At 62.6% G+C, this 13703-nt stretch carries 18 protein-coding genes; all 18 read left to right on the top strand.

Annotated features, from left to right (window positions below; all coding sequences use genetic code 11):
- Nucleotides 1-318: 318 nt before the first annotated feature.
- The gene (locus tag DGA31_RS11265; RefSeq protein ID WP_109512571.1) at nucleotides 319-780 is read left to right on the top strand and encodes a hypothetical protein; all 462 of its coding nucleotides are present in this window, start codon (nucleotides 319-321) and stop codon (nucleotides 778-780) included.
- A gap of 241 nt (nucleotides 781-1021) precedes the next feature.
- Entirely contained in the window at nucleotides 1022-1366 is a 345-nt protein-coding gene (locus DGA31_RS11270) for a phage holin family protein (RefSeq protein WP_056834483.1), read from the top strand.
- Nucleotides 1367-1508: 142 nt separating this feature from the next.
- Nucleotides 1509-2033: a terminase small subunit gene (locus tag DGA31_RS11275; RefSeq protein WP_109512572.1), complete on the top strand. Its 525-nt coding sequence runs from the start codon at nucleotides 1509-1511 to the stop codon at nucleotides 2031-2033.
- Between the two features lie 43 nt (nucleotides 2034-2076).
- Nucleotides 2077-3963, top strand: a complete 1887-nt coding sequence (locus DGA31_RS11280) for a phage terminase large subunit family protein (protein WP_109512573.1) — start codon at nucleotides 2077-2079, stop codon at nucleotides 3961-3963.
- A gap of 13 nt (nucleotides 3964-3976) precedes the next feature.
- Entirely contained in the window at nucleotides 3977-4192 is a 216-nt protein-coding gene (locus DGA31_RS11285) for a hypothetical protein (protein WP_109512574.1), read from the top strand.
- Nucleotides 4193-4194: 2 nt separating this feature from the next.
- Nucleotides 4195-5796: a phage portal protein gene (locus DGA31_RS11290; protein ID WP_109512575.1), complete on the top strand. Its 1602-nt coding sequence runs from the start codon at nucleotides 4195-4197 to the stop codon at nucleotides 5794-5796.
- Nucleotides 5797-5798: 2 nt separating this feature from the next.
- Complete coding sequence (locus tag DGA31_RS11295; RefSeq protein ID WP_109512576.1) at nucleotides 5799-7019, top strand: S49 family peptidase; 1221 nt, start codon at nucleotides 5799-5801, stop codon at nucleotides 7017-7019.
- Nucleotides 7020-7030: 11 nt separating this feature from the next.
- A complete protein-coding gene (locus tag DGA31_RS11300) occupies nucleotides 7031-7381 on the top strand; it encodes a head decoration protein (RefSeq protein WP_109512577.1) in 351 nt (116 codons plus the stop codon).
- Nucleotides 7382-7393: 12 nt separating this feature from the next.
- Nucleotides 7394-8425, top strand: coding sequence for a major capsid protein (locus DGA31_RS11305; RefSeq protein ID WP_109512578.1), 1032 nt, complete (start codon nucleotides 7394-7396; stop codon nucleotides 8423-8425).
- Nucleotides 8426-8440: 15 nt separating this feature from the next.
- Complete coding sequence (locus DGA31_RS11310; RefSeq protein WP_109512579.1) at nucleotides 8441-8755, top strand: head-tail joining protein; 315 nt, start codon at nucleotides 8441-8443, stop codon at nucleotides 8753-8755.
- Entirely contained in the window at nucleotides 8752-9417 is a 666-nt protein-coding gene (locus DGA31_RS11315) for a hypothetical protein (protein WP_109512580.1), read from the top strand. Before DGA31_RS11310 ends, DGA31_RS11315 begins: the two co-directional genes overlap by 4 nt.
- The gene (locus DGA31_RS11320) at nucleotides 9410-9949 is read left to right on the top strand and encodes a hypothetical protein (protein WP_109512628.1); all 540 of its coding nucleotides are present in this window, start codon (nucleotides 9410-9412) and stop codon (nucleotides 9947-9949) included. The genes DGA31_RS11315 and DGA31_RS11320 overlap by 8 nt, the downstream gene beginning before the upstream one ends.
- Entirely contained in the window at nucleotides 9946-10527 is a 582-nt protein-coding gene (locus DGA31_RS11325) for a phage baseplate assembly protein V (protein ID WP_109512581.1), read from the top strand. The genes DGA31_RS11320 and DGA31_RS11325 overlap by 4 nt, the downstream gene beginning before the upstream one ends.
- A 56-nt stretch (nucleotides 10528-10583) precedes the next feature.
- Nucleotides 10584-10823, top strand: coding sequence for a hypothetical protein (locus DGA31_RS11330; RefSeq protein ID WP_109512582.1), 240 nt, complete (start codon nucleotides 10584-10586; stop codon nucleotides 10821-10823).
- A 2-nt stretch (nucleotides 10824-10825) separates the two neighbouring features.
- Entirely contained in the window at nucleotides 10826-11152 is a 327-nt protein-coding gene (locus DGA31_RS11335) for a GPW/gp25 family protein (RefSeq protein ID WP_109512583.1), read from the top strand.
- Nucleotides 11149-12129, top strand: a complete 981-nt coding sequence (locus tag DGA31_RS11340; RefSeq protein ID WP_109512584.1) for a baseplate assembly protein — start codon at nucleotides 11149-11151, stop codon at nucleotides 12127-12129. The genes DGA31_RS11335 and DGA31_RS11340 overlap by 4 nt, the downstream gene beginning before the upstream one ends.
- Nucleotides 12126-12848 carry a phage tail protein I gene (locus DGA31_RS11345; protein WP_109512585.1) on the top strand — a complete coding sequence of 241 codons (723 nt, stop codon included), beginning with the start codon at nucleotides 12126-12128 and terminating at the stop codon, nucleotides 12846-12848. Before DGA31_RS11340 ends, DGA31_RS11345 begins: the two co-directional genes overlap by 4 nt.
- Complete coding sequence (locus DGA31_RS11350; RefSeq protein ID WP_109512586.1) at nucleotides 12845-13702, top strand: phage tail-collar fiber domain-containing protein; 858 nt, start codon at nucleotides 12845-12847, stop codon at nucleotides 13700-13702. The genes DGA31_RS11345 and DGA31_RS11350 overlap by 4 nt, the downstream gene beginning before the upstream one ends.
- Nucleotide 13703: the final 1 nt, after the last annotated feature.

Below are 13703 nucleotides of genomic sequence, written 5' to 3' on the forward strand. Positions count from 1 at the left end.
ATGAAAGTGTGTTGGGTGTGCAGGGTTGTGTAGGGTTGGTGTTTCATCGTCTGCACAGCAAAAGTGCCCTGTTTTCACGGCCTGCCGGGTGCTGTGTTGGGTGTGTAGGGTTGTCGTGCGCGCAGGCGCGTGCGCACGAATTTCATCCGGCAATAACAACAGAAAAAAATATCCATGCGAACTCTAAAAAAGCCTGCACACCCTACACACCCTGCACATTTATTATTAATTCATTGTTTTTGTTAGGTTTTAAGTGTGTTGGGTGTGTGTTGGGTTGGCCTTTAAGTGTGTTGGGTTCGAAATTGAAGGGGGTTGGGCATGAATGCTGAGATCGAGAGCCTGATGGTTCATTGGGGTGAGCAGCACGCCCGGCTCGGCCTGAGTTCTGGAGTAGGCAGCCAAATGGGAACCATCATGGAATGGAAGGGGCTGCCACCCAGTGGTACGCCTGGATCACGAATTCTCAAGGACGGTATGGGGCTTGATCGCATTGCTAGCGAAGTCGATGCAGCGGTGGCCGAGCTTGAGCGCAATTTTAACGGGGCGGCCATGCGTGGGCCTCGGCTCGCAAAACTTGCCAAGCTGCGGTACCTGGACCACGCGACGGTTCGGGAGCAGATGCGGGAGGTGGGAATTGCAGAGGGTGCTGACCGTACGTACCGCAACTGGGTCACAGCGTTGCATCAGCAGGTCATGACGATACTGATCCTGCGTGCCGGACCCGCACGGGCTATTGCCGGGAAGCTGAGTGTGCAGCTCAAGCAGGCCCCGAAGCCCTGACCGTTCGTCGGGGTACGTTGTCGTATTGTGGTCGTATCCTTGTTGGATTCTGGCCACATTCAGACCAACCGTTAAACGCCCCTTTTCGGTTTTTCCGAACGCAGGTACAAAGTCGCCACTATCTGAGATTTCCGCCTAACGGCGTTCCAAGGCACGTGCTGTGCATCCAGCTTGGGTCGTTCACCCAGCACTCCAAACCCTGCCATTCGGCGGGGTTTCTTTTTTTCAATTCGAGGTTGTTATGACGGACGAGCAACAGGCCTTGGCTGAGATGCCGATTTGGTTGGTGATCATCTTGGCCCTGGTCGGCGGGGTGTCGGGTGAGATGTGGCGGGCCGATAAGGATGGCGCCCGAGGCTGGTCGTTGATACGCCGACTTGCATTGCGCTCCGGCGCCTGCGTGGTCTGCGGTCTGTCGACGATGATGTTGCTGTATGCCGCCGGGGTGTCGATCTGGACGGCCGGTGGATTTGGTTGCCTGACCGCGATGGCCGGCGCCGACGTGGCAATCGGGCTTTATGAACGCTGGGCCGCAAAACGCCTGGGCGTCTCGGCGCCGCTGCCCCCCGGCGAGCCGGGGCAGTAGGGGGTGGGGGCGGGTGACCTCAGGGCCAAAACCGGTTTTTTGGGTCCTCCCTCGGGGCCGGCCCCTGCACGGGTACGGGAACTCTCGGGTTTCGTGCAGCTGAGTTTTTGACAGGGATGTCCGTCTTTTCAAAGGGTTATGTATGGGCAGGGTAGTCAGCAAGGCTGAACTGGGCGAGCTGGTCGGCCGTGATGAACGGACCCTGACCCGCTGGCAGAGCGACGGAATGCCGGTCCTTGAGTTCGGCCAGGGTCGTGGCAACGAAAACCGCTACGACACCGAGACCGTGATCCAGTGGCTCATGCAGCAGGCCGCGCTCAACGGCAAGAAGGAAACGACCCGTGATCGCCTCGACCGGATCCGGGGCGACCGCGAAGAAGTGGCGTTGGCCAAGGATCTGGAGCAGGTGGTGGTGGCGGCCGACATGATCCAGCGCTTCGAAGCGGTGATCACCTCGGCCAAGGTTGAATTGCTCAACACATTCCCGGATGCCCTGGCAGCGGATCTGTCTGCTCGCTACGGCATCGACGTGGATATCCACCTGATCAGCGACCCCATTGAAACGATACTGAGGAGGCTCTCCAACTATGATGAGGACGATGCCGAGTCAGTCGATGATCTTGACGAACAGGACGATCCGGAAAGCGCTGAAGAAGGCGGCGATTAAGGGCATCAAGCAGGCATGCCGCCGGTGGGCACCGCCGCCACGCATGAGCATCATTGACTGGGCCGACAAGTTTCGTTGGCTGGCCCCGGAAGAATCGGCCCGCCCAGGCAAGTACAGGTTCGATATCACACCGCACCTGATCTGGCCGGGTGGCCCGCTGGAGGCACTGGACGATCCCAACGTTTCCGAGATCGTCGGGCGTAAGTCTGCCCAGGTGGCGTGGACGTCCGGCGTACTGGGCAACGCCCTGGGCAAGTGGATCGACCTCGACCCTTCGCCCATCCTGGTGCTGTTCCCCAAAGCCGATGCGGCCAAGCAGTACGTGGCCGAAAAGCTGGAGCCGATGATTCTGGCCACGCCCCGGTTGCGCAAGAAGGTCGATCTGCGCAGCCGCAAGCTGCAGCAACGGCAGGACTTCAAGCGCTTTCCGGGCGGCTTCCTGAAGATGGTCGGCTCCAACAGCCCGGCCAGTGTGAAGTCGACGCCGGTGCCGCGTGTCGCGGTCGAAGAACCTGACGACTGCAACCTCAACCTGCGGGGGCAGGGGGACAGTATCAAGCTGGCCAAGGAGCGCCTGAAAACCTTCCGGCGTTCGAAGATCATCATCGGCGGCACCCCCACGATCAAGGGACTGTCGGCCATTGATGCCGAGCTTGAACTGTCGGATAAGCGCGTCGGCATGGTGCCTTGTCATGAGTGCGGCGAGTCGCATGCACTGAGCTTCGACAACCTGCATTGCGATGAGGACCCGACCTATCTGCATGAGGTGTACGGCAAGCGGCGCCCTGAGAGCGCCTTTTACGTGTGCCCACATTGCTCGGTGGTCTGGGACGACAACCAGAAAAACGCCAACCTCAAGCGTGGGCGTTGGGTGGCCACGGCCGAGTTTCGTGGGATTGCGGGCTACATCCTCAACGAACTGTATGCCACTTTCTACGGCTCGCGATTTGAGGTGCTGATAGAGAAAAAGCTACAGGCCGAACATGCCGCCTCGCAGGGCAACATCGGCCCGATGATCGCCTTCACCAACAGCTCGATGGGCGAAAGCTACGAGTACAAGAGCAACGCGCCCAAGACCGATGAACTGGAAAAACGCGCCGAGCCTTATGCCGAAATGGTCGCGCCGAAGGGCGTGCTGCTGGTGACGGTCGGTGTGGACGTACAGGGTGACCGACTGGCCCTGGTCATCGTTGGCTGGGGCCGGGGCGAAGAGTCCTGGCGGTTGTACTGGGGCGAGTTGCCTGGCAATCCGATTGATCAGCACGATCCGGTCTGGCAGGAGCTGGACCGGATCATTGCCCGGCCCATCCCCACCGAGGGGGGGGCCCACCTTGCGGTGTCGGCGGTCAGCATCGACAGCTCCGATGGCAACACCAACGATGCCGTGTATGCCTACGTTCGCGAGCGTCAGCGCTTCAACATCATGGCGATCAAAGGCGCCTCGATTGACAGCCGCGACAAGGAGATTTTCACCAAGCCGGCGCAATCGAGCGACACCAGCCAGGACAACACCAAGGCTGCCAAGTATGGGCTGCGGGTGTTCATCGTCGGTACACACAAGGCCAAGACCCTGATCGATGGACGCATGCGCCTCAAGGGTAGCGGCCCCGGCCGGATGCACTGGTACAGCGAGATCCGCGCTGATTATTACGAGCAGTTGACCAACGAGGTGTTGGCACCGCATGCGCGTAACCCCAGCAAGATGGTCTGGCAGAAGAAGGCCGGGCGGCGCAACGAAGCACTGGACTGCGAGGTGTACGCCCTGCATGCGGCCCGTAGCCTGAAGACCCACCTGCTGCGTGATCAGGAGTGGGACCAGTTGGAGCAGCAGCTGCTGCAGCCAACCCTTTTCAACACCGACCAGCCGGTCGCACCGGTTCCTCGCCGTGCAACTGCACGCGGCCGGGGTACGCGCAGCCGCGTCGGCTAACTGAGGTTTCAACATGACAGATGCACAGCGACGGCTTGACGAAGTCCGGGCGGCGATCTCGGCCGTCCTGAAAAACGGCCAGCGCTTGCGCCGGGCTGACCGGGAAGTCCAGATGGCCGAGCTGAACAGCTTGCGCTTGATGGAAGCACAGTACGCCAAGGAAGTGGCCGCCGAACAAGCGGCCGCTCGTGGCCGTGGTCGCAACCGTATCTCGTATATGGGGATTTGATCATGTGGCCATTCCGTAAGAGCCCTGCCGAGCAACTCATGCAGGAAGCGATCAAAGTGGCCAAGGCCACGGTCGGTGGCCAGCAGGTGGTGGCGCAGGGCGGTGGTGGCGGTGTGGAAACTCGCTGGCGGGGTGCTTCGCGTGTGCTGCGTTCCATGGCCAGCTGGATCCCCGGCCTGGGCAGTCCTCGACGCGATTACAACAAGAGCGAGCGCCGCATGCTGGTGGCCCGCTCGCGGGACGCGATGCGCAACCACTTGATCGCCCGTGCCGCCATCACCCGTCTGCGCACCAATGTCGTCGGCACGGGGCTCGCTTGTCGCGCCCAGGTGGATTACGAGGCGCTGGGCCTGACCGAAGAACATGCTGCCGACCTTAACAGCCAGTTGGATCGGCTGTGGTCGATCTACGCCGATGACCCTCGGGAGTGCGATGCGGAAGCGTCACTCAACCATTACCAGCTCCAGGCCCTGGTGCTGGTGTCGTCCATGGTGGCCGGCGATGTGTTTGCGGCCAGCCCCGACCAGGAGCGCTCAGGCTGCGTTTTCAGCACGCGCTTGCAACTGATCGAATCGGAGCGGGTGTCCAACCCCAATAACGGCCTTGACCGCGTGGACATGGTCGAAGGGGTTGAGTTCGATCAACTGGGCGCGCCGGTTGCTTACCACGTTTGCACCGGGTACCCCGGTGAGCACCTGGCCAGCCAGCCGTTGCAGTGGCAACGCCTGTCGGTGTTCGGCGCCGAAACGGGACGGCGCCGGGTGTTGCACATCATGTCCGACAAAGAGCGTCCTGGTCAGCGCCGGGGTGTGCCGTACCTTGCACCGGTGCTGGAACCCCTGCAAAAGCTTGAGCGTTACAGCAGCGCTGAACTGATGGCCGCTGTGATCTCGGCCATGTTCACGGTGTTCATCAAGAAGACGTCTGACTTCCCTGCAGGCAACCTACCGATGACCGCACTGGCCAACGAAGGCGAGTCGGGGGATACCAGTGCCGACGGTGAGTTGGCCCTGGGCGAGGGCGCAATCGTGGATCTGGGCACCGGTGAAGAACCGGTGATCGCCAACCCAGCCCGGCCCAATGCCCAGTTCGACCCGTTCTTCACGGCGGTGGTGAAAGAGATCGGTGCGGCGCTGGAACTGCCGCTGGATGAACTGATGCTGCACTACAGCAGCAGCTACAGCGCCGCCCGCGCCGCCATGCTCCAGGCCTGGCGTTTCTACAGCCTGCGGCGCTGGTGGCTGGCCTGCGATTTTTGCCAGCCGAGCCGCGAGCTGATCATTGACGAAGCGGTGGCCCGTGGGCTGATCGATCTGCCCGGCTATGCCGAACCGGCCAAGCGTAAGGCTTATTGCAAAAGCATCTGGATTGGTCCCGCCCGTGGGGCCATTGATGAACTGAAAGAAGCCAATGCCGCCGGCAAGCGTATCGAGATCGGGGTCAGCAACGAAGACCTCGAAACGGCCGCCATGACGGGCGAACCCTGGCAGCAAGTGTTCCGTCAGCGTGTGCGCGAGGTCACCCAGCGCCGCGCTGCCGGTATGCATGCTTTGCCCAAGGGTGGGCTGGAAGGCCCGCCCGAGCCCACCCCTCAAGAGGAATAATCATGCCAAGAGCCTTGGAGCTGGCTGCGGCGCAGCCTTGGCTGATGCTGCCTGATGCCCTGGATAACTTGCTATCTATCGCGGATCGCATGGGCGATCCCATGGCGCTGGAAACCCGCAAGAGCGAACGTCTGGAGGAAACCCGCCGGGTCACCCTGCGCAATGGCGTGGCTGTCGTACCTGTCATTGGGCCGGTGTTTCGCTATGCCAATCTGTTCACCGAGATCAGCGGCGCAACCAGCACTCAGGTGCTGGCCACCGATATCCAGCGGGCGCTGGACGACCCGAAGGTCAGGGCCATTGTCCTCAACATTGACAGCCCAGGCGGTGTGGCCTCGGGTATCAACGAGCTGGCCGACCTGATCCATGCCGGTCGGGATCGCAAGAAAATCGTGGCCTACATCGGCGGCATTGGAGCCAGCGCCGCTTACTGGATCGCCTCGGCGGCCACCGAGATCGTCATCGACGAGACAGCCCTGGCGGGCAGCATCGGCGTGGTGGTCGAGACCGTCGTCGAGAACGAGGCGGCCAGCGGTCGCAAGCGCTATCAGATCGTCAGCCGCAACGCACCCAACAAGCGACCCGACATGGCGACAGAGGAAGGCCGCGCCAAGGTTGGGGAAACCATCGACGCCATGGCCGACGTGTTCGTCGCCAAGGTGGCACGCAACCTGGGCGTGACGGCCGAGCAAGTCCCTGAGATGGGCGACTTCGGCGGTCTGCGCGTCGGTGCTGCTGCCGTTGAGGCGGGACTGGCCCACCGACTGGGCTCGCTTGAATCCCTTCTTACTGAACTGGCCAAGCCGGCCATCACACTCCCAAGGAAAACCACCATGAGCACCGTAACCACCACGGCAGAGCTGCGTGCGGCACTGGCTGCCGGCACCGATCCGAACGCTATCGAGATCGCCCAGGCCCAGCAGCCCGACCTCGCGACGATCCGCAGCGAAGCGGCCACGGCAGAGCGCGAACGGGTCAAGGGCATCAACGCCCTGGCCAGCAAGGGTTTCGAGAAAGAAATCAGCGCCGCCATTGATGACGGCTCTTCGGTTGAGGCTACAGCCCTGCAACTGTTCAAGGCCGCCCAGGATCGTGGCATTTCCCTGAGCGCTATCAAGAGCGATGCACAGGGCGTGACCGGAGCGACTCCTACCGGTACCGAAACCCAGGCTGAGCGTAAAACGGCCGTCAACGCCATCGTGGCCGGCGCCGCGCGCCGCTAACAGGAGGCTCCATGAGCAACCCCGTACGCAAGACCTACCAGCCGGCTGAACTGTCGGCCGGTGATTTTCCCGTGGTCATCGACACCGCTGTCATTGCCACCGGCCAAGTGCTGGTGCGCGGTGCCGTCCTGGGGCAGATCACCGACTCGAAAGAGTTCGTGCTGTGCACCGCAGCGGCTGAAAACGGCTCGCAGGATCCTAAAGCGATTCTCGACCGTGACGTCGACACCACTGACGGCGCGACCTCGGCGCCTATCCGCCTGACCGGGCAGGTACTGGGCAACCGACTCATCCTGGGCGAAGGGATCACCCTGGCCGAGGCCAAGGCCGCTTTGCGACCACTTAGCATTTTCATTCGTTAAACGGAGCGTCCGATGGACATCTTTGAAACCCTCACCATGCTGGAAGCCGTCGAGCAAATGCCGACGCCACGTCGCTTTCTCATGGACACTTTTTTCAATGGCCGACTGCCGGAAACCTTTGGCACCAAGACGGTGACCATCGACATCGTCAAAGGCCAGCGCAAGATGGCGCCGTTCGTCCACCCGTCCCTGCCGGGCAGCATCTCGCAGCGTTCTGGCTACAGCACCAACGCTTATGAGCCGCCCTACATCCAGCCCAAGCGTCAGACCAACGCCGAGCTGCTGCTCAAGCGCGCTGCGGGCGATGCACCCTTTTCCTCGCGTACCCCGCTGGAACGCGCAGGCGAGCAACTGGGCAAAGACCTGCGTGACCTCGATGAAGAAATTACCCGTCGTGAAGAATGGATGTGCGGTAAGGCGCTGACTACTGGCCAGGTGCGTGTGATCGGTGAAGGCGTCGATGACACCATCGACTTCCTGATGGAAGACAGTCACAAGATCCAGCTCCCTGCCGCCGAGCGCTGGAACGCGAACGGTTCCGACCCTATCGCGCACATCCGCAAATGGCGGCGCATGGTTGCCAAGGACTCTGGCCGGACGGCCAACGTCGGCGTGCTGGGAGGTGATGCGCTGGATGCCTTCTTGAATAACGACTCGGTGCTCAAGAAGCTGAACAACCGCCGTGTGGACATGGGCATGATCAAGCCCGAGGAACTGCCCGACGGTGTGACCTATCTGGGTTACCTCAACGATCCGGGTGTCGATCTGTACGGCTATGACGAGTGGCAACTGGACGAGGAGGGCAATGAACAGCCGGTTGTCCCGGCCGGTGGCCTGATCCTCGGCGCGACCAACACCCGCAACGCCATGCTTTATGCCGCGATCCAGGATCTGGAAGCCATCGAAAGCGGCTTGGTCGAAGCGGCACGCTTCCCCAAGAGCTGGGTCACCCAAGAGCCTAGTGCTCGCTGGCTGAAGCTGCAGAGCGCTGTGTTGGCCGGCCTGCTGGAACCTGATGCCTTCGTTTTCGCCAAGGTCCTTTGACCTGAAGGAGCCCACATGGCCTTTCGTGACCAAGTGGCAGCGATGGATCAGCAGTTGCTCGATGCCTTGGGCGATGACGCGCTGATCGAGGGCAGGCCAGTGCCAGGGTTTCTGACCGTAACGTGGTTGCAGCCCAAGCTCGGCCAGTTGCGCACGGGTCTGCGCGAGCCCACCTATTCGGTGCGCATCACGGATGTCGTGGGTATCGCAGAGGGACAGAACCTGATTTGCCAGCTTGCGCCGGAAGACGGTGGCGGGCGGTATGTCATCACCCGGTGTGAGCCAGATGGCACCGGTTGGATCAACCTGGTACTGAGGGAAGTGCGATGAGCGTAGGCAGCTTTTACAAGACCTCGGCTGACGGTGGCCTGATCACCCTGCAAACCAGCAAGGCGGATCTGGCAGCCTTCACGACCTTCGCCGCTCAGGTGCCCAAGGCCGCAGCAGCGGCCCAGCGCCGTGCGATCAACAAGACCCTGCGCTGGTTGCAGACACACATCAGCCGCGCGGTCGGCCAGCAGGAACGCATCGCCATTGCGGCGGTGCGGCGTCGTATGCGGGTGTTCCCGCTCACCGGCAGCGGCCAAGGGCAGGGCAAGTTGTGGATGGGGATCAAGCCCATCGAAGCCAGCCGCACTGGCCGGCCCCGGCAGTCGCGCTCGGGTGTGAGTGTTGGCAAGCGCCGGTATGAAGGCGCCTTCTTCAAGAAGGTGTATGGCGGTAAGCCTGACATCTGGATCCGCACGGCCAGCAAGCACTTCCGGGCGAGCGATTACCCGGACAGCGAAGTGTCCGGCGGTGATGGACCCAGCTCGGGCTGGGTAGGCGAGAACGGCAGCCGCTTCCCTCTGGCCAAGGCCAAGGTTTCGCTGGAAGAGGTTCGTCCTCACTTCGACGCCTGGACCCGCAAGGCCGAGGCGCGCTTGCAGGAAGTGCTGGCCCAAGAAATGAACTACGAACTGCAGAAGTATTTGCGAGGTGGCCGTGGCTGACCAACCCTTTCAGCTCGACGAGCTGTACGCAGCTATAGAGCTACATATCAACAACCACCTGCCGGGTCTGGCCTATGTTGGCACCATGCCCGACATGCTCAAGCACATTGACTTGCCGGCAGTCGTGATCGAGGTTGCTGAGTTTGAGCCAGGTACTGACCTTGGTACCGGCGAGACTTCGCTGGTGTTGCGGCTGGAGGCGCGGGTCATCATCGGTGCTGAAACAGAAGACTGCCAGAAGCTGGCGGCCTGGAGCGCGGCCCAGTTGGCGATCCTGTTGCGCATACAGCACTGGGGTCTCGAAGTAGGAGCCGCCCAGTTTGAGCGCGCTGGCCAGGACTGGTCTCGACCGGAGCTGGACAGCTATGTGGTGTGGGTCGTCGAGTGGACGCAGGGGGTTTACCTGGGTGAGGAGGAATGGCCTTGGCCAGTTCAGCCACCAGGTTCGCTGGTCTGGGGTATTCACCCTGATGTCGGGCCAGGCCATGAACCTGACTATGTGCCGGCCGATCAGTTAGGTGACCTGCCATGAGCTTCGCAGCAGCGGAGCACGACCGGATGATTGCCGGCATGGCGATTGAGTGCCGGGTTGTCGCTGTGGATCTGGCGAACGCCCGGGTGCGCGTGTCCGATGGCGGGAGCTGGACCAGCGCCTGGGTACGCTGGCATGCACAGGCCGCTGGCAAGTCGCGGCACTGGCGGGCACCCAGCGTGGGCGAGCAAGGCATGTTGAACAGCCCGAGCGGTGACCCCGCTCAGGGTACGTTCAACCCGGGCTTGTACGGCGCTGCCGGTGCACAGGCTGACAACCGCGATCACGTCGAAGTCTGGCGGTTCGAGGATGGCGGTTCTTTGGTCTATGACTGGCAGGCCAAGAGCTACACCATCGATCTGCCCACGGGCACCGTGAACATCAAGGTGGGCAGCACCGAGGCGGTGTTGACCGACGATGCGATAACGGCCAAGTCGGGCACCGCAACGATTGAGGCCGGCAATATCACCCTCAAGGGGGCGGTGCAGATCGAGGGCGCGTTACGCGTAACGGGCGACATTCTCGGCATGGGCTCGATCATCGACACCAAGGGCAACACGCCGAATCACAAGCACTGATTTGAACATCCATCCAAGCCCGCCCCGTGCGGGCTTTCTCGTTTCTGGAGGGCCCTATGGCCACTGTGAAAAAAACCACTGTCGACGATGGTGAGCAATCCGCCGCCGGCGAAGTCAGCCCGGCCGCCCCGGCGACCGTGATCTACACCGACACGCTCTACACCTCGCGCTCGCTGTTCCTGCAGAACAACCGTGAACTGAAAGTGCTGCGCGGCCGCGTCGAGGTGCCGGCCGATGACGCCGAGGCGCTGGCCTACCTCGCCGGCCACCCTGAACTCAAGTTGCTGGCTGAATAGCCGTGATTGGCCTGGACCGCCGCAATGGCCAGGCGCGGCACGGTGTGGAGCATTTGCGCCAGTCGGTTGAAGACATCCTGACAACCCGCCTCGGGTCGCGGCGGATGCGGCCGCTTTACGGTAGCCGGCTGCGTGATTACGTCGACCTGCCGGTCAATGAGGGCTGGAAAAGCGCGGTACAGGCCGAAGTCGCCCGCGCTTTGGGCCGTTGGGAGCCGCGCTTGAAACTGGAACGGGTGCGGGTGACAGCCGTCCTTGATGGCCAGATCACTCTGCAGTTGACCGGCCAGTACCTGGGCAGCAGTGCAGTCCTGGAGGTAAGTGCATGATCGATCTTTCCCTGTTACCCCCGCCCGATGTCATCGAAACCCTGGAGTTCGAAACGCTGTATCAGGAGGCGCTGAGCAATTTTCGCGGGCAGATGGGCGATCAGTGGACGGCGCTGCTGGAGTCTGACCCCGTGGTCAAGTTGCTGGAAGTCGCGGCCTATCAGCAAATGCTGGGCCGGGCCCGGGTCAACGCGGCGGCCAAGGCCAGTTTGCTGGCTTATGCCAAAGGCGCGGATCTTGACAATCGGGCGGCCGACTACGGCGTAAAGCGCCTGGTGCTGGTCGCGGCCAAGCCTAACGCCGTGCCGCCGGTCGCCGCCGTGATGGAAGGTGACGAGGCGTTGCGTTATCGGACGCGGCTGTCACTGGAAGCGCTGTCGGTTGCCGGCAGTCGCGGCGCCTACGAATACCACGCCCTGGGCGCGTCGGCCGAGATAGCCGGCGTGTCGGTCGATTCGCCCACCTTTGTCGGGGTGGAAGTCAACGCGGCACTCAGAGCGCAGTTGCCTGCAGGGGCCATTGTCCTGGTCTGCGATTACGACGCCGGGCTGGCCAACCCGCTGCCTGGTGACGTATCGCTGGCCGTGCTGCCTCGGGTTGACAGCGTCATGCCCGGCGCCCAGTTGGTCGGCGCCGTGCAAACCGCGCTGTCAGCGGAAACGGTGCGCCCGCTCACGGATCGGCCGCGTTCCCTGCTCGGCCAGGCGCTTGATTTTAAGGTGGTGGCCAACCTGCAGGTGGAGGCAGGGCCCAGCCCGAGCGTGGTCAGGGCGCAAGCCCGGGCCAACCTCGACAAGACCATTGCCGAGGCCCGGCGTCTGGAAGGGGAGCTGTCGCTGTCAGCGATCTATGCCGCGCTGCATGTGTCGGGTATCAGCAAAGTCGAGCTGCTGCAGCCGCTGGACGGGGTGACGTGTAACAAGCGGCAGTATCCCAACTGCACAGCCATTCAGTTGAACGCGCAGGTGGCGCCATGAGCCTGCTGCCGGACAACTCGACACCGCTGGAACGGGCCCTGGAAGTCGCCTGCGACCAAAGCATTGACCCCGAGGTCATTCGGGGGATTGCCGATTCGGCGCGCTGCCCGCCGAACTTTCTGCCGTGGCTCGGCTGGGCCATGCGCGTGGAGGGCTGGGAAGCGGCGAACGACGACGCCCAGCGCCGGGCGCTGATCCGCGAAGCGATCCCGGTCCACAAGACCAAGGGCACGCTTGGCGCGATCCGGCGGGTATTGAATGCGGTGCGGGTCAATGCCGACGTCAAGGAGTGGCACCAGATCCCGAACGCGGCACCGTATACGTTCCATATCACGGCCTGGGCCAACGAGAACCGCGACGGTGAAGGCTCGATCATTTCGCCGCAACTGGGCGAGCGCCTGCGCGCCCTGATCGATGCGACGAAGAACGAGCGCAGTCATTACTCGTTCGCACTGGGCGCGCGTTTTGACGGCGGCCTGCAGTTGGCCAATGCCACCCAGTCACGGGCGCTGATGCGGCAGACGGTTGAAGCGCAGTTGCCACCGGCCGACACGTTCGCCCAAGGCCTGCAGGTCGCCAACACCACTCAATCGCTGGGCGTGGTTCGACAGGTTGTCGAGCTGCAGAGCGAACCGATCAACGCCGAGGCCGGGCTGCAAGTGGCCTGTGCAACCCGGTCCCTGACAGTCGTGCGTGGCACGATGGAGGCCGTTCTATGAGTACCCCGTTACAACCTGTGATCACCAAAACCGGCTTGGCGGCGATCTTTACCGCCGACAACACCGGCGTCTCGGCCCGGATCGGCAGCATCGTGCTGGGCACGTCGAGCTATACGCCCAGTGCCGATCAGAAAAGCCTGGTCACGCAAGTGGCTGAATACCCCATCGCTGACGGTGAGCGGCTGAGCAGCACGATGCTGCATATCACTGCGCTGGCCGATGGGCCGCACGCGTTCTGGGTTCGGGAAATTGGTTTCAAGTTGACCGACGGCACGCTGCTCGCTGTCTGGTCGCACCCGACCGAGGCCCTGACGTACAAGGCGGCGAACGCAAGCATCCTGCTGGCTTACGACCTGTCGTTGTCCGCGTTGCCGGCGGACAGCGTGACCATTGTCAGCAGTGGGGCCGGCTTGAGCTTGAGCCTTGCCGGGCCGCTGGCGGCGCAGGCCACCGCCATGCTGGCCGAGCAACTGCGCGGATTGCGACAGCAGGAACTGCTGAACAGCCATGCCCGGCAGCACTTCGCTGCCAATGGCCAGCTTGAGTCTTTGACAGAGCGCATGCGCCTGGCCGAAGGGCGACAAGACACGGACAAGGCCGATCTGGCCGAGCAGGGCGCGGCGCTGGCGACCGCACTGTTTCACGAGTTACTGCGCGGTGTACGGCAGCAGGACACGCTGGGCGAGCATGCCCGGTTGCATCAAGTCGAAGGCCAGCAAATTGCAAGTCTCACCGACCGGATGAAGGCGGGCGAGTTGCGGCAGGACGCCGACCGCGACGGCCTGTTGGCCGCCATCGCTGTAAATGCTGCAGGGCTTATCGCCCTGCAAACCCTTTTCGTAAAAACACTCTGAG

It is taken from the genome of Pseudomonas ovata, from assembly GCF_003131185.1.
Taxonomy (GTDB): domain Bacteria; phylum Pseudomonadota; class Gammaproteobacteria; order Pseudomonadales; family Pseudomonadaceae; genus Aquipseudomonas; species Aquipseudomonas ovata.

Bases quoted from the DNA above. Each gene is read 5' to 3' on its own strand.
- DGA31_RS11270 (WP_056834483.1), top strand. From the start codon at position 1,022: ATGACGGACGAGCAACAGGCCTTGGCTGAGATGCCGATTTGGTTGGTG.
- DGA31_RS11315 (WP_109512580.1), top strand. From the start codon at position 8,752: ATGAGCGTAGGCAGCTTTTACAAGACCTCGGCTGACGGTGGCCTGATC.
- DGA31_RS11325 (WP_109512581.1), top strand. From the start codon at position 9,946: ATGAGCTTCGCAGCAGCGGAGCACGACCGGATGATTGCCGGCATGGCG.
- DGA31_RS11305 (WP_109512578.1), top strand. From the start codon at position 7,394: ATGGACATCTTTGAAACCCTCACCATGCTGGAAGCCGTCGAGCAAATG.
- DGA31_RS11300 (WP_109512577.1), top strand. From the start codon at position 7,031: ATGAGCAACCCCGTACGCAAGACCTACCAGCCGGCTGAACTGTCGGCC.
- DGA31_RS11285 (WP_109512574.1), top strand. From the start codon at position 3,977: ATGACAGATGCACAGCGACGGCTTGACGAAGTCCGGGCGGCGATCTCG.
- DGA31_RS11340 (WP_109512584.1), top strand. From the start codon at position 11,149: ATGATCGATCTTTCCCTGTTACCCCCGCCCGATGTCATCGAAACCCTG.
- DGA31_RS11280 (WP_109512573.1), top strand. From the start codon at position 2,077: ATGAGCATCATTGACTGGGCCGACAAGTTTCGTTGGCTGGCCCCGGAA.
- DGA31_RS11275 (WP_109512572.1), top strand. From the start codon at position 1,509: ATGGGCAGGGTAGTCAGCAAGGCTGAACTGGGCGAGCTGGTCGGCCGT.
- DGA31_RS11295 (WP_109512576.1), top strand. From the start codon at position 5,799: ATGCCAAGAGCCTTGGAGCTGGCTGCGGCGCAGCCTTGGCTGATGCTG.
- DGA31_RS11350 (WP_109512586.1), top strand. From the start codon at position 12,845: ATGAGTACCCCGTTACAACCTGTGATCACCAAAACCGGCTTGGCGGCG.
- DGA31_RS11330 (WP_109512582.1), top strand. From the start codon at position 10,584: ATGGCCACTGTGAAAAAAACCACTGTCGACGATGGTGAGCAATCCGCC.
- DGA31_RS11265 (WP_109512571.1), top strand. From the start codon at position 319: ATGAATGCTGAGATCGAGAGCCTGATGGTTCATTGGGGTGAGCAGCAC.
- DGA31_RS11345 (WP_109512585.1), top strand. From the start codon at position 12,126: ATGAGCCTGCTGCCGGACAACTCGACACCGCTGGAACGGGCCCTGGAA.
- DGA31_RS11310 (WP_109512579.1), top strand. From the start codon at position 8,441: ATGGCCTTTCGTGACCAAGTGGCAGCGATGGATCAGCAGTTGCTCGAT.
- DGA31_RS11290 (WP_109512575.1), top strand. From the start codon at position 4,195: ATGTGGCCATTCCGTAAGAGCCCTGCCGAGCAACTCATGCAGGAAGCG.